10 protein-coding genes and 1 pseudogene are annotated in these 14461 nt (G+C 68.0%); 5 read left to right on the top strand and 6 right to left on the bottom strand.

The genetic code is table 11. The features are described from left to right. The first annotated feature begins 642 nt into the window (after window positions 1–642). The 3 genes from ACIRA5_RS30880 to ACIRA5_RS30870 all read left to right on the top strand — a co-directional run bounded on the left by ACIRA5_RS30880 (window position 643) and on the right by ACIRA5_RS30870 (window position 5078). Window positions 643–2109, top strand: a complete 1467-nt coding sequence (locus ACIRA5_RS30880; protein ID WP_403696110.1) for an amidase — start codon at window positions 643–645, stop codon at window positions 2107–2109. A 65-nt stretch (window positions 2110–2174) separates the two neighbouring features. Then, window positions 2175–3740, top strand: coding sequence for a long-chain fatty acid--CoA ligase (locus ACIRA5_RS30875; protein WP_403696108.1), 1566 nt, complete (start codon window positions 2175–2177; stop codon window positions 3738–3740). A 93-nt stretch (window positions 3741–3833) separates the two neighbouring features. After that, window positions 3834–5078 carry an NADH:flavin oxidoreductase/NADH oxidase family protein gene (locus tag ACIRA5_RS30870; protein WP_403696106.1) on the top strand — a complete coding sequence of 415 codons (1245 nt, stop codon included), beginning with the start codon at window positions 3834–3836 and terminating at the stop codon, window positions 5076–5078. 42 nt (window positions 5079–5120) lie between these two features. Here ACIRA5_RS30870 and ACIRA5_RS30865 read toward each other — a convergent pair whose 3' ends face one another. From ACIRA5_RS30865 to ACIRA5_RS30845, 5 genes are all read right to left on the bottom strand, one after another. Next, window positions 5121–5798, bottom strand: a complete 678-nt coding sequence (locus tag ACIRA5_RS30865; RefSeq protein ID WP_403696103.1) for a winged helix-turn-helix transcriptional regulator — start codon at window positions 5796–5798, stop codon at window positions 5121–5123. A gap of 148 nt (window positions 5799–5946) precedes the next feature. After that, a complete protein-coding gene (locus ACIRA5_RS30860) occupies window positions 5947–7419 on the bottom strand; it encodes an amidase (protein WP_403696100.1) in 1473 nt (490 codons plus the stop codon). Between the two features lie 82 nt (window positions 7420–7501). Beyond that, window positions 7502–8338, bottom strand: coding sequence for an SDR family NAD(P)-dependent oxidoreductase (locus ACIRA5_RS30855; protein WP_403696098.1), 837 nt, complete (start codon window positions 8336–8338; stop codon window positions 7502–7504). Between the two features lie 1181 nt (window positions 8339–9519). After that, the gene (gene lpdA / locus ACIRA5_RS30850; protein WP_403696095.1) at window positions 9520–10932 is read right to left on the bottom strand and encodes a dihydrolipoyl dehydrogenase; all 1413 of its coding nucleotides are present in this window, start codon (window positions 10930–10932) and stop codon (window positions 9520–9522) included. Window positions 10933–11115: 183 nt separating this feature from the next. Beyond that, entirely contained in the window at window positions 11116–12294 is a 1179-nt protein-coding gene (locus ACIRA5_RS30845; RefSeq protein WP_403696092.1) for a saccharopine dehydrogenase NADP-binding domain-containing protein, read from the bottom strand. A gap of 119 nt (window positions 12295–12413) precedes the next feature. Between ACIRA5_RS30845 and ACIRA5_RS30840 the strand changes: the two genes are divergently transcribed. Further along, the gene (locus tag ACIRA5_RS30840; protein ID WP_403696089.1) at window positions 12414–13019 is read left to right on the top strand and encodes a TetR/AcrR family transcriptional regulator; all 606 of its coding nucleotides are present in this window, start codon (window positions 12414–12416) and stop codon (window positions 13017–13019) included. Between the two features lie 67 nt (window positions 13020–13086). Here the strand turns inward: ACIRA5_RS30840 and ACIRA5_RS30835 are convergent. After that, window positions 13087–13351, bottom strand: a pseudogene (locus ACIRA5_RS30835) (F420-dependent methylene-tetrahydromethanopterin reductase); the annotation flags it as partial. A gap of 202 nt (window positions 13352–13553) precedes the next feature. On the opposite strand from ACIRA5_RS30835, the gene ACIRA5_RS30830 reads away from it, so the two are divergent. Next, on the top strand, window positions 13554–14450 hold the full coding sequence (locus tag ACIRA5_RS30830; protein ID WP_403696087.1) for an SDR family oxidoreductase: 897 nt from the start codon (window positions 13554–13556) through the stop codon (window positions 14448–14450). The last annotated feature ends 11 nt before the right edge of the window (window positions 14451–14461 follow it).

Here is a 14461-nt window from a genome sequence, read left to right as displayed (position 1 = left end):
CGCGATCACCGCTGGGGATGACCGGTTCCGGCCGCCTTCTACATCTCCTCTGGACGTTCGCGGAGCTCCTCAACTCACCGCGGGTGGGCCCCTCTTGCGGTTTCCAGTCTCCCTGACTTAACACTACGACCATAAGATGAAGGCCGGTGGCCGGACAGAGCGCGGACATACAGCCCGCTGGGGCCGATCTCGTCGAGCAGGGCGGCCGGGCATCCGACGCCGCACTGATCCCGGCGCTCGGGCGACGGAGAGTCGCGAAGGAGATCCTCGAGCCCCTGGCGCCGGGCCACAGAGTGCCCTACCTCGCGGCCTGCATGCGCGGTTCCTCCGCGACGGTATCGGCAACGAGGTCGCCCTTGGATGCGAAGGGGGCGTAGAAGCCTCCGCTGGTCAGACCGGTATCCGACATCAGCGCGGAGAGCCGGAGCCCGTCGATCCCGTTCCGTTTGAACCGCCGGCCCGGCCTCGATGATCCGTTGCCGCGCCCCCTGTTGGTGCTCCTTGTCGTACCGCCCCACAGGATCCCCCTGTCGTTTCGCAAAACCATTGCCTTCCACCCCACCCCAGGTCTATGGTCTGCCGAATGTAATATTACGACCAACATTCAATTCGGCACCGTCGGAGTCAGAGATGAGGCATGCCGTGAGTGACGTCCCCTTCCAGTCCGCCGTGGAGCAGTCACGCGCACTGGCCGCGGGTGAGATCTCAAGCCGGGAACTTGTCGAGGTCTATCTCGAGCGGATCGCCACCCACAACCCCGCCCTGAACGCGGTGGTGACCCTCGACCCCGAGCGTGCCCGTCGCGAGGCCGGGGAAGCGGACGCCGCGCGGGCGGCGGGGCAGGACCTCGGTCCGCTGCACGGCCTGCCGATCACGGTCAAGGACAGCTTCGAGACAGCCGGGATGCGCACCGTCTGCGGGCGCACGGACCTGAAGGACTACGTGCCCGGCCAGGACGCCGAGGCGGTCAAGCGGTTGCGTTCGGCCGGTGCCGTGATCATGGGGAAGAGCAACATGCCTCCGGGCAACCAGGACGTCCAGGCCGACAACCCGGTGTTCGGTCCTTCCTCGAACCCGTGGGACACGACCCGCACCTCGGGCGGATCCGCCGGGGGCGGCGCCGTCGCCACCGCTGCGGGCCTCACAGCGTTCGACTTCGGCTCGGAGATCGGCGGATCGACCAGGATCCCGTCCCACTTCAACGGACTGTACGGGCACAAGTCGACTTGGCGGTCGATACCCCTTATCGGGCATGTGCCCTACGGCCCAGGCACGGGACGGTGGACGGAGGCCGACATGGGCTGCGGCGGCGCGCAGGTCCGCGACGCCCGTGACCTCGTCCCGGTCCTGCGGGCTACGGTCGGGCCGGCCGACTACGACGGTGGTTTCAGCTACACGCTCGCACCGCCGCGTGCGACCAAGCTCATCGACTTCCGGGTTGCCGTCTGGGGCGAGGATCCCGCGTGTCCGGTCGACAGCGACATCGCGGCTGCCGTGGACGACGCGGTCACCGTGCTACGGGCGGCCGGCGCGAAGATCACGGTCCAGCCCGCCAGCCTCCCCATCGACATCGCGACGAATCATGGGAAGGCCTTCCAGCCCCTGCTCTTCGGCGCGGGCGACCGCACCGGCCTCGCTCCTGCCTCCAGCGCAGCGACGCTGGCCCGGCTCGTCCAACACCCGCGGGGTGACGCCGGTCCCGCCCTGCTCGGAACCTTCCAGTCCCACTACCACTGGCTGCAGGCCCACATGGTGCGCAACGAGATCCGGCAGCGATGGTTCGAGTTCTTCCAGGACTTCGACATCGTGCTCATGCCGGTCACCCCGACAGCCGCCCCAGCCCACCACAACAAGCTGATCGACTGGTTCGGGCGGCCCTTCGAAGTGGACGGTGTGCGACGTCCTTACTGGGACCAGGTCAAGTGGAGCGCCGTTGCCAACGTCTCCGGGGGGCCGGCGACGACCATCCCGGTGCGCAAGGGCAGGAGCGGACTGCCCATCGGTCTGCAGGCCATGGGCCCCAGCGGCGGCGATCTCACCACCATCGAGTTCGCCGCGCTTCTGGGCAGGGAACTGGACGGTTTCGTGCCGCCTCCGGCCTTCGTCTAGACCCCGACCGTTAGACCCCGACCGCTGGACCCCAACCGCCCGGCCCGAGAACGAGGAAAACGACGATGCACCAACCGAGCCGCAACGTGTCACGACTGCTGACGGATTCCGCGTCCCTCTACCCGGAGCGCACCGCGATCGTCTTCGGCGACGACCGCGTCACGTACAGCGCCCTCGACGCCGCGGCCGATCGGGTCGCGAACCTGCTCGTCTCGCGCGGCATCCAGCCGGGGGACAAGGTCGCACTGTCCTGCCCCAACCTGCCCCACTTCTCCAGCATCTACTTCGGCATCCTCAAGGCCGGGGCCGCGGTCGTGCCGCTGAACGTGCTGTTGAAGGCCCGCGAGGTCGCTTACCACCTCACCGACTCCGACGCGAAGGCGTACTTCGCCTTCGAGGGCACGCCGGAGCTGCCGATCGGGGAGGCCGCGTGGGAGGGGTTCCGGGCGAGCGCGGGCTGCACCGAGTTCTTTCTGATCGAGAGTGGCGGCGCGCAGTGGTCCGGGGACGAGACGCCGGAGTCCTACACCTCGGCCGTGGCCGGACAGCCCATGACGTTCCGGACGGTCGAACGTGACGAGGACGACACCGCGGTGGTCCTCTACACGTCCGGTACGACCGGCCATCCCAAGGGCGCGGAGCTGCGGCACCGCAACGTGTATGACAACGCGCTCACCGGCACCGACCTGTTCGCCTCCGATCCGGAGCGCCCCGACACCTACCTGTGCGTGCTGCCGCTGTTCCATGCCTTCGGCCAGACCGTCATCCAGAACGGCGCCTTCGCCTTCGGCGGCACGCTCGTGATCCAGCCGAGGTTCGAGGCGCAGGCCGCGCTGCGTCTCATGCTCGCCCACGACGTGACGTTCTTCGCCGGGGTCCCGACGATGTACTGGGGACTTCTCGCGGCGCTCGACGAGACGGTCGACGTCACCCGCCTGGCCGCGAACCTTCGCGTGGCGGTGGCCGGGGGCGCGGCCCTGCCCGCCGAGATCCACAAGCAGTTCGAGGACCGTTTCGGGGTCACGATCCTTGAGGGATACGGACTGTCCGAGACCTCCCCGATCGCCTCCTTCTCCCGGTTCGGGGAGGAGCCCCGCGTCGGGTCGATCGGAGTGCCGATCCCGGGCGTGGAGATGAAGCTCATCCACGACGACTGGTCCGAGGTCAAGGGCGCCCCCGACGCGATCGGGGAGATCGCGATCAAGGGACACAACGTCATGAAGGGCTACTACAAACGGCCCACGGCCACGGCTGAGGCGATCAAGGACGGCTGGTTCCGCTCCGGCGACCTCGCCCGCAAGGACAAGGACGGCTTCTACTACATCGTCGACCGGTCCAAGGACATGATCATCCGCGGCGGTTTCAACGTCTACCCGCGCGAGCTCGAGGAGGTGCTCATGGAGCACCCCGCGGTCTCGCTCGTCGCTGTCATCGGCGTACCGCACGACTCCCACGGCGAGGAGATCAAGGCCGTCGTGGTGAAGAAAGCCGGGAATGACACGACCGAGGAGGAGCTCGCCGCCTGGGCGAAGGAGCGGCTCGCCGCGTACAAGTACCCGCGCATCGTCCAGTTCGTCGACGCGCTGCCCATGACGTCCACCGGCAAGATCCTGAAGCGTCAACTCGCCTGACCGCGACGCTTCCCAGCAACGCCGGGACAGGGTCGACAACCCGCGTTACCCCCACCCATGTCCACGCGCCCCTCCCGATCGAAGGAAATCTGAATGACCTCCCTGCACGGCCACCTGACCCTGCCCAACGGCCAGGTGCTACCGAACCGGATCATGAAGTCCGCGCTGAGCGAGGGACTCGCCGACAAGCGCAACGCCCCGGACCACCGCCTCGAACAGCTCTACCGGACCTGGAGCCGGGGCGGGTACGGACTGATCATCACCGGCAACGTGATGGTCGACCGCACCCAGCTCGGCGAGCCGGGCAACGTCGTCATCGAGGACGACCGCGACCTCGATGCACTGACTCGATGGGCTGCGACGACCAAGGACGCCGGCATTCCGGCCTGGGTACAGCTCAACCATCCCGGCCGTCAGGCCAACATGCTCGCGCTCGGGCACACACCGGTCGCGCCCAGCCCGGTCACGCTCAACCTGCCGGGCGCCACCAAACCCCGCGAGCTGACGTCCGCGGAGATCGAGGACATCATCGAGCGGTTCGCGACCGCGGCGGCGGTGTGCGAGACGGCCGGCTTCGCCGGGGTGCAGGTACACGGCGCTCACGGATACCTGGTCAACCAGTTCCTCTCCCCGCTGTCGAACCGGCGCAACGACGAGTGGGGCGGCGACCCCGAGCGCCGGATGCGTTTCGTCCTTGAGGTCGTGCGCCGCATACGGTCACGGGTGTCACCTGGCTTCGCCGTCTCCGTCAAGCTCAACTCGGCCGACTTCCAGCGCGGTGGATTCACCGAGGAGGAGTCCCGCTCGGTCGTCGCGGCTCTGGCGCAGGAAGGACTCGACCTGATCGAGGTGAGCGGCGGCAACTACGAGTCGCCGGCGATGACAGGCGCCTCAGCGGCGTCGACGCGCGCCCGCGAGGCGTACTTCCTGGAGTACGCCCGCACGGTGCGCGGCCTGGTGGGCGAGGTCCCGTTGGCAGTCACGGGTGGCTTCCGCTCCCGTGACGCGATGGAGGACGCCGTCGCCACGGGCGAGTGCGACGTTGTCGGTATGGGCCGGCCCACCGCCACGACGCCCGATGCCGCGGACGTAATCCTCACGGGTCGCGCTGAAGCGGTCGTCGCACACCAGCTGCGCTTCGGGATGCGCCGTGTGCTCGGCAAGGTCGCCGACCTCAAGGCGCTCGACGGTGTGCTCGACCTCAGCTGGCACGGCGACCAACTGCACCGACTGGGCGCGGGCCTCGAACCCGACCTGCGCCGCGGTCGTCTCGCCACCACCATCTCGATGGTGCGGCGAAACGGCAGGACGTCCTTCCGTCGCAAGCGCGGGGCCTGAGGCCTCACCCGGCCCTCCCGGCAGGGAGCGGCAGAGTGGAGATCAGGTCGGCAACGGGGCCGACCGAACTGTCGTATGCCGTCGAGCCGCGTCGGCGAAGGCCTCGAAGAGACGACCGACCGCCGCGATGTCGCCGCCTGTCGTCAGGCGGCCGGAGCCGACGGCGTCGGACGGCGTCTCACTTCCAAGGGACAGCGCGATGAACGTTCCCGCATCGCAGGCGATCGTGGAGGGGGACGACGCGGGTGACGGTCCGGACCGGACCCGGAGGACTCCGTCGCTGACGGTCATGGAGAACCTTGCGCCGGCATCGACGTCGCACTCAAGGGCGAAGTCGGCCAGGCGACCGGGATCCGTCGCCTCGGTCATGCACAGCGCCACCATGTCCGGACGGGCGGTAGAGGGGTCAACGCCGTTGCCCATCAGGCCCAGGCCCCAGAGTCCGAGTCCGATGATCGGGGTTCTCAACCCTTCGCCGAACTCGGTCAGGGTGTACTCCGACGTCGGCTCGGCCTTGGAGACGACGCCGATCGTGTGCAGGGTTCGAAGCCGGTCGGTGAGCCGGTTCGGGCCGATCGACGGCATGCGGCCGAGGATCTCGGTGAACCGCTTCGGGCCCAGCAGGAGTTCGCGGAGGATGAGTACGGTCCACCGCTCGCCCAGCACGTCCATCGCCGTGGCGAGTGGGCACGCCTGCCCGTACCTGCGTGTCGCTCCCATGTGGTTCACCCTACTGGCTTGCCCTGAAGACGCTTCGGCCGTGTTGTCCGCACACCAGGTCAATATGTCACCAGGGCCCCAGCGCCCGACGAAGCGCACCATCGCGGGTCGGGCTTGCTGCTTGTGAACAGGATGTCCGCACCCGCCGTCACTTCGCGAACGCGGGTGGCCGTTGGTACCCGTCGAGTTCGGCGCCGACCAGCGCGGCGAACTCGACGGTCGTCAGGTCACCGCCGGCGGGGCCCATGGCCTGGACGCCGACTGGCAGCCCGGCGGCGTTGCATTTCACGGGTATGGTCGTGGCCGGAGTTCCGGCGATGTTGGCGATCGCGTTCCACTTGGTCTGCTCCCAGTACGACCGCTTCGATCCGTCCACGTCGAAGTGACGCCCGAACCGGTCGATGAGCTTGCCGTGATGCGGTGGCGCGGCTGTCGGCGTCACCGGCATCAGAACGACGTCGAACTCGTCGTAGAACTCCTGCCATCGTTGCCTGATCTCATGACGAGCCGCGTCCGCCTTGAGCCAGGAGTAGTGCGACTGGAAGGTACCTCGGAGCGCGGCAAGGGCGTCCCCGCGCGGATGCTGGAGCAAGCGGGCCGCCAGTCCTGCCGCGAACCTCGGTGTGATTCCGGTGCGGTCAACCCCGAACGCGGCGTAGACGAGCGGTTCAAACGCCCGGTGCGATGTCGCGATGTCGACAGGAAGTGAGGTCGGCTGAATCGTCACCTTGGCGCCGCCGGCGCGCAGGACCGCGATGACATCCTGGATCGCACCGCTGACGTCGGTGTCGATCGGGCACGACGGATCGTCGTACCAGACCGCGACCCGGAAGTCGGAGAGTCGGCGCGCTCGTGGCGGGGCGAGCGTGTAGGAGAATCCGCCGTCGCGAGCCATCGGGCCCGTGGTCGCAACAAGGATCGGTGCAAGGTCCCGGGCGTCTCGCACCTGTGCGCCCGGACATGCAAGATCCATATCAGACCATCGGCCGGTACCCGGGCCGTTGGGGATGTGGCCCACCAACGGGATCGAACGCCAGGTCGCCTTGTGACCGTAGAGCCCGTTGAAGTGTGCCGGGATGCGCGTCGATCCTCCGATCTCCGAGCCGAAGTCGAAGCCGGCCAATCCGGCGGCCGTCGCCACCGCGCCTCCGCCTGCCGAGCCACCCGATGTCCGGGTGAGGTCCCAGGGGTTGTTGGTCGGTCCGAAGACCGGGTTGTCGGCCTGCACGTCCTGGTTGCCCGGAGGCATGTTCGTCTTGCCGATGATGACGGCGCCCGACCGGCGCAGGCGGCTGACCGCCTCCGCGTCCTGCCGCGGTACGTGGTCCGCCAGGTCCTTGCGGCCGCAGACCGTTCGCATACCCGCGGTCTCATAGCTGTCCTTGACAGTGATCGGCAGGCCGTCGAGAACCCCGCGGTCCTCTCCCTGCGCACGAGCGGCGTCCGCCGCGTCGGCTTCCTCCCGGGCGCGGTCGACATCAAGTGTCACGATCGCGTTCAAGGTCGCGTTGTGGGCCTCGACGCGCTGCAGATAGACCTCCAGCAGCTCGCGGCTCGTTATCTCTCCTGAGCGAAGAGCCTTGAGCTGGCTGGTAGCCGAGGTGAAGGGCAGATCAGACATCGCTGCCTCCGATTCTTTGGTTCGCGGACTCGGCGAGGTGCGCGGGTCCGTATTGAGGGGTGGTCTCGACAGCCACCCCGACTCACCGCGCCTCGACCCTGCGGAGAAGCGCGCGCACCTTGCGATCACCTGCCATGCGCGCGTCGATCGCCGGGTTGATCACCCCTCGAAGGACGGACAGCGGGGTCCAGCGGGCCGGCCGGATCACGCGGGGTGAACGGTGCTCAATGGCATTGACGATGGCTTGGGCAGCCTCGTCCGGCTCGATGCGCTTGAGCAGTGGTCGCGGAGAGGTCCTCGCCAGAAGCTCGGCGATGGTCGGATCCTCGTCGACACCGTGTTTGATCATGTCCGTCTGGATGAGCGAGAAGTAGGCGGTGGTGGCAGAGGCACCATGCTGGGCGAGTTCGACTCGCAGGCCGCGTCCGAGCTGCTCGACCGCGGCCTTGCTCATCGCGTAAGGAATCGCCCCTGTGCCGTTGAGGAAAGCGAATACCGAACTGATCAGTACGATCTGGCCCTGGTTGGCGACGATCTGTTCCATCGCCGCGTTCACGGTGTTGATGACACCGTTGACGTTCACGGCCAGCACCTTGTCGATCGCGGGTGCGGGCATGGTGCGGAGCGTGGATCCACGCCCCATGACGCCAGCGTTCGCTATCGCAATGTCGACCCGGCCGAACCGCTCACACAGCCGGCCGACGGCATCATGAAGTGCGTCGCGGTCGCAGACGTCTGCCGTGACGCCGACAACGCCGGACGGTGCGAGGCGTGCTGCGATCTCCGACGTCTGTGGGTGCAGATCCACGATGCCGACGCGTGCTCCGCGGGCGATGAGGGCCCGAGCGGTCGCGCTGCCGAGCCCGCCGGTACCGCCGGTGATGAGTACGACCTTGCCGTCGAGTTCATATGTAGTCATGCGGGTGCCTCGTCATCAGTCAGGGGGATGGTTCGTCCGCATTCACGTCCACGTTCAGTGCGGCGAGTCCGAATTCGGGGCCGAGCGAAGGGACTTCATGCTCCGACGCCGGCATGCTCGGCTCGAGCGCGGAGGCGACGAGCCGAAACCATGTGTCAAACGCACTCACAACGGCGCTCTGAGAGGTGCGGCCACAACAGGACGGCGCGAAACGTCGACCTTGTCGCTGCATCTGGCTACGCGGTGCCTAGCGCAGCGGCGCAGCGATCAGGATTGACCGTTGTTCATAAAACGCCCGAGGGTTCGCGGCGTCGATCGGTGGATGCAGGAAAGCCGTCTCTGGCGTCACGAGCCGTTGCGGTGTCGAACGAGGCCGGATGGGCGCCGCAGCGACCGGATTGCGGTCCGCCGCGTGGGCCACCACAGCGTCGATGCCCCGTACGCAAACGACCCCCACTGCGTTCTCGGGCTGCTCGCCGCACGGAGCCCGTCCTGAGCTCCTGGGGAAGTCCTGCCAAGAGGCCCAACCGCGATCAAGTCCCACAAGGCTGACGTTGGCGCCGCAACTGGTCATCACACCAGCCATCGCAGGGCCCGCACCGCGCGTCGCACCCGTTGTGAGCGCACGTTGACCACCCAGCGACGCCTTCGTCATGGAGTGGACAATAGCAAGAGCTATATAAAACGTATAGTGAAATGCTGACTCTCGTGCGACGGCGTTCAAGGTTGCCAGGGGCTCTCATCGGCAGGCAGGGTCGCCCGGCCGACCGAGTCGTCGGCCAGCCGGTCGGGCGGCCTCGCCCTGAACCGGTTGGCGGATGAGAGGAACCGGCCGCCTCTTGGGGCATCTGCGCGGCGCATGGCCTCCACCACCATGGCCACCAGGACCGCGCGCGCTGTTCAAAGCAAGACGGTGCCCGTCCGGCAACCACGAGGTGTCACGGTCCGGCACTTGAACGCCCCCGGGAGTGACCGCTCCCTCGGAACGCCCCAGGCAAGGAATTAGGGCCCTTTGGTGACTCGAGGTTGCGAAACCGATCCGCGCACCAATGCGCCCTGGTGGCGGTGCACCGAGTCCACCTCACCGTCTCCCTTATGTGACTGTCGCGCGCACAGGTCGGTAACGCGGCAGACCCACCCGGCCCACTCTCACGTCGCATTTTCAAGGGGTCGGCGCCCTGCTACATGTTGATCATGTGCCCTGCGAGGCCGTGGACGGCTTCCTTGACCGCTTCGCCCAGGGTGGGGTGGGCGTGGACGTTGCGGGCGACCTCGTGGACCGTAAGGTCCCACTGCTGGGCCAGGGTCAGCTCGGGGAGAAGTTCGGTGACGTCGGGTCCGATGAGGTGGGCTCCGAGGAGCTCACCGTACTTGGCATCGCTGATCAACTTCACGAAGCCGGTCGCATCGCCCAGGCCGTGGGCCTTGGCGTTCGCGGTGAATGGGAACTTGGCGACCTGGACATCGAACCCCTTCTCCTTCGCCTGGGCCTCGGTGTAGCCGAAACTGGCGATCTGGGGCTGGCAGTAGGTGGCGCGCGGGATCATCGCGTAGTCGAGTTCCATGGTCTCGGCGGAGGCGAGGGTCTCGGCGGCAATCACACCCATCGCCTCGGCGGCGTGCGCGAGCATCAGCTTGGCCGTGACGTCGCCGATCGCGTAGATGTGCGGGACGGAGGTGCGGCACAGTCCGTCAACGTCGATCGCGCCCCGGTCGGTGACCATCACGCCAGTGCTCTCCAGGCCGTAGCCGGTGACGTTGGGCGCGAAGCCGATCGCCTGCAGGACCTTGTCCGTCTCCAGGACCTGCTGGGAGCCGTCCTTGCCGGTGATGGTCACGCGGACCTGCGGACCGGACTCGTCGATCGACTCGACGCGGGTCGAGGTCAGGACGTCGATGCCCAACTTCCTGTACTGCTTGGCCAGTTCGGCAGAGACCTCGGCATCCTCCAACGGGGCCACCCGGTCCAGGAACTCGACGATGGTGACCTTCACCCCGTAGTTGTTCAGGACGTAGGCGAACTCGATACCGATCGCACCGGCGCCCGCGATCACGATGGACTGCGGCAGGTCCTCGGCCAGGATCTGCTCCTCGTACGTCACCACGCGGGAGGTACGGCGGGTGCCCGGCAGCAGCTTCGGGGTGGCGCCGGTGGCGATGATGCAGTGGTCGAAGCCGATGGTACGGATGTTGCCGTCGTAGTCGGCCACCTGGAGCCTGTGCGGGTCGAGGAACGTGCCGCGGCCGCTGATTTCCGTGATCTTGTTCTTCTTCATCAGGTAGTGGACGCCCTTGACCCGGCCGTCCGCGACCTTCCGACTACGGCGGAAGGCTTCCCCGTAGTCGAAGGAGACCTGCCCGTCGACCTTGATGCCGAAGGTCTTCGCCTCGCGCGTGAAGATGTGCGCGAGTTCGGCATTGCGCAACAGCGCCTTGGTGGGGATGCAGCCCACGTTCAGGCAGACGCCACCCCAGTACTTCTCCTCGACTACCGCGACACGCTTGCCCAGTTGGGCGGCCCGGATGGCGGCGACGTAGCCGCCGGGGCCCGCGCCGAGTACGACGACGTCGAAGCGCTCACCCTGCTCGTCCATGGACGGTTCCTTTCCGCTGGGGCAGCCGACTCCTCACGAGGGGCGGACTCGCTCCCGATCGAACAACCTGTTCATCACATCAACAGCGATGGCTTCCGCCACCGCCCGCCGCACGGAGACCACCGATGGTCCCCGAACGTCCGTTTCAGCGCCCCGATGCCATGAGCTATGCCCGCGCGGCAATCATCGAAGGCGGGCCGACGCCTCGTCGACTTCGTGTACTCCGGCCTCGGCGGCACCGAGCCTGAGGGTGTCGAGTCCGAGGGCCGCGACCGGTCCGTGCGCGCCGGGTTTGAGGACGGCATCCGGCGCCGCCGCGTGGACGGCCCCCCAGGCCAGCAGGGATCCCGTCATCTCGTACGGATCCGGCCCGGTGAGGACCGTCGTGGCCAGCGGCCGACCCTGGCCGTCGCGGGCGACGGCGATCACCAGGGAACGGCCGTCGGGGTCCGGTTCGCGGTGCGATCCGGGGAGCCGCCCGGACCACCGCGTCAACGCGGCCCGTACCTTCGCCGAGCGCAGCAAGGGTGCCTGGAGCGTGGCGGCGAGCTGTACCGGACGGGTCCACCGCCCGAGCCAGCCCAGACCCACCTCGACACTCTCCAGCTGGGGGAAGACCGCCGGCAGTCCGAGATGCTCCGTGCCCGGGACGGTCATGGCGTCACGTTTCACACCGGCGTAGCGGAAAGTGCGGACACGCTTGGCGGCACGCTCGTCGATCAGGCGGGGAGGACCCTCGGGGCGTGCAGGGCGGTAGGCGAACCCGTCCTCGGCCGCCGCGCCGACCAGCGTCTGCCGGGTGCCTCCCGTGGTCAGGGTGTAGGCGTCGCGCAGGGTGCTCCGGTAGCGCAGTTCGTCCCCGTGTCCCGAACGGGTGACGAAGTAGCCGATCTCGACATGGCGGGCCCGTGAGCCCGCCTTGTCCAGAGCCAGCGCGCCGGCGAGGTTGCCTGGCACGTAGTCGTAGCCGAAGGCGGGCACGAGGGTGGCTCCCCGGGTGGCCGCGAGGGAGTCCAGCTCGGCAAGGACGCGGCGGGCGAAGGTTCCCTCTCCCGTGGAGTCGAAGTAGTGCGCCCCTGCCCGCGCAGCAGCTGTGACCGTGGCCATACCGAGCTGCATGAACGGCCCGACCGTGGAGACGACCACATCGCTGGGCTCCAGGAGGCGCGTGAGGTCGGCCGCCGAGGTGACGTCGACCTCGGCCACCGACAGCTCCGCCCCCAAGCGGTCGGCCAGGGTCAGCATCTTGGTTCGGTTCCGTCCTACCAGCGTCGGCTTCTCACCTCGTGCGAGCAGTTCCCGGAGCACTCGCTGCCCGGTGTACCCCGTCGCGCCCAGCAACACGATCCTGCGCTTTTCCACGGCTCCGCCTGCCTTCCGGAGGGCACTGTCGTACCGCCATCGACTGACCGTGAGTCATTCACTGACTCCAGGTCATTGAATATACGATGGTGCGCATGCGAGGGCCAAACCGACGACAGATGTATGCAGAGCAGACCCGGGCGGACCTGGTGGCGGCCGCGCGCAAGCTGCTCGTCGACCATGGGTTCGCGGACACGTCGGTCGAGGCCATCACCGGGACGGCGCTGGTGAGCAAGGGCACCTTCTACCACCACTTCCCGGACAAGAAGGCGATGTTCGCCGAGCTCTACACGGAACTGATTCAGCAGGTCGGGGCGCTGTGCGACCTGACATCCGAGGCGGTCCGTGCCACGCCGGACCAGCCCGCCATGACCGCGGTGGCCAACCTCACGCACGCCTTCCTACGACGGACCATCGACGACCCCCTGCACCGTGAGCTGATGGCCCAGGCCCCCTCGGTCCTGGGCGAGCAGTACCGGCACATCAACGAAACCGTCGCCCAGCCGCCGATCGGACGGCTGCTGACCGTTCTGGCCGAACGCGGCGATCTGCAACCGGACGTTCCCGTCGCCACGGTCGCCCGGCTGCTCCTGGCCGGCCTGTGTGAGGGCAACCAGATCATCGCCGCAGCGACGGACCGGGAGGACGCCCTGACCAGGACGTTCCGCGCGATCACCCTGCTGATGTCGGGCCTGGCGGCCGACGGCACCAGCGCCCACAGCTGACCTGAGCTGGAGGCTTGTGAACGGCGCCGCCGGATAGCCGCCCCCTTCGGCCGGCATGACCGCGTCGCTACTGTGCCGTCTCGTCCTCGATATCGCGGACCAGGTCGAGGGCCCGGCCCAGGGTCGCGAGTCGGACGTCGAGAGTCTCGCCGATGGGATGGAAACGAGCGGTTCCGACACCGGCGGCGCGCCCACACGCGCAGCCGCTCGCGCACCATGCCCTCGCTTCCGATCGGCGTGGTCGCCAGCACCATCTCGTCGGTGACCAGGCCAGGCGCGCGGTCCCGTTCCCCGGTCTGCCAACGTGTCCGAACCTCAGCTGTCACCTCGGCCTACCACCGCAGAACTGGCTCCGTCTGGTACGGCCGTTTCTCCAGCAGCCCCTCCTCCACCACCCGACGCAGCCGGTCCATCGGTGCGTCAACGGCGGTCCCCATCGACTTCTGGAACGCGTCGAACCGCAGGATCCCGTAGAAGATCGACCGGTGCGCGCGCCATCTTGTGTTCCAGCAATAACGAAGTTATGTTGCCGCCATGAAACGTGACTTGCTGGGCAGAAAGCTGGTTGTCACCGGAGCGGCACGCGGCATCGGCGAGAAGGTCGCCCGCCAGGCCACCGCCCGAGGCGCTCATGTGACCCTGATCGGCCTGGAACCCGATCGGCTGCGCGACCTCGCCGATGACCTGGGCCCCACCGCCTTCTGGCGTGAGGCTGATGTGCGTGACGGCGCCGCTCTACGGTCGGCGATCGATGCGGCTGCAGAGGTGATGGGCGGCATCGACCTCGTCGTCGCCAATGCCGGCGTGGTGGCGTACGGGACGGTGCGACAGACGGACGAGGCGTCGTTCGAGCGGGTCCTGGACATCAATCTGAACGGCGTGTTCCGCACCCTCAAGTACGCGACACCCCACCTGGAACGCAGCCGGGGCCACGTGCTGGTCGTGGCGTCCGCACTGTCGTTCATGCCGCTGGCAGCAATGGCCTCCTACGGCGCCAGCAAGGCCGCGACCGAACTGCTTGCCCTGACCTACCGTCAGGAGGTGGCGCACCTCGGCGTCACAGTCGGCCTCGTACACCCCTCCTGGATCGACACGGACCTCGTCCGGGGCGCCGAGGTGGACCTCCCCTCGTTCCAGGGCCTGCGTCAGCGGCTGCCCTATCCAGGAAACGTCACCACGAGCGCCGACCGGGCGGCTGCCGCGATCGTCGACGGGCTCGTGCGCCGACGCAGCCGCGTATACGTCCCGCGCGCAGTCCTCGTGGCCAACTGGGCGAAGGCGGCACTGAACTCGCCGCTGGCCTGGCCCTGGGCGAGGCGCTTCGCGGCCCGGGCGGTTCCGTCCCTCGAACGGGAGGTCGCGGCGCTGGGGAGGCATGACCAACTCACGCCGGGTGCCGATACTCCCGGTGCGGAGACCAGGTCCTCCTAGCCGCGCACGGG

Source organism: Streptomyces sp. NPDC096311 (assembly GCF_044763085.1).
In the GTDB taxonomy this organism is placed as follows: domain Bacteria; phylum Actinomycetota; class Actinomycetes; order Streptomycetales; family Streptomycetaceae; genus Streptomyces.
Note: the sequence above shows the minus strand (reverse complement) of the source record. Positions and strands in the feature narration are given on the sequence as shown.

Bases quoted from the DNA above. Each gene is read 5' to 3' on its own strand.
- ACIRA5_RS30865 (WP_403696103.1), bottom strand. From the start codon at position 5,798: ATGGGAGCGACACGCAGGTACGGGCAGGCGTGCCCACTCGCCACGGCG.
- ACIRA5_RS30840 (WP_403696089.1), top strand. From the start codon at position 12,414: ATGTATGCAGAGCAGACCCGGGCGGACCTGGTGGCGGCCGCGCGCAAG.
- lpdA (WP_403696095.1), bottom strand. From the start codon at position 10,932: ATGGACGAGCAGGGTGAGCGCTTCGACGTCGTCGTACTCGGCGCGGGC.
- ACIRA5_RS30830 (WP_403696087.1), top strand. From the start codon at position 13,554: ATGAAACGTGACTTGCTGGGCAGAAAGCTGGTTGTCACCGGAGCGGCA.
- ACIRA5_RS30860 (WP_403696100.1), bottom strand. From the start codon at position 7,419: ATGTCTGATCTGCCCTTCACCTCGGCTACCAGCCAGCTCAAGGCTCTT.
- ACIRA5_RS30855 (WP_403696098.1), bottom strand. From the start codon at position 8,338: ATGACTACATATGAACTCGACGGCAAGGTCGTACTCATCACCGGCGGT.
- ACIRA5_RS30875 (WP_403696108.1), top strand. From the start codon at position 2,175: ATGCACCAACCGAGCCGCAACGTGTCACGACTGCTGACGGATTCCGCG.
- ACIRA5_RS30870 (WP_403696106.1), top strand. From the start codon at position 3,834: ATGACCTCCCTGCACGGCCACCTGACCCTGCCCAACGGCCAGGTGCTA.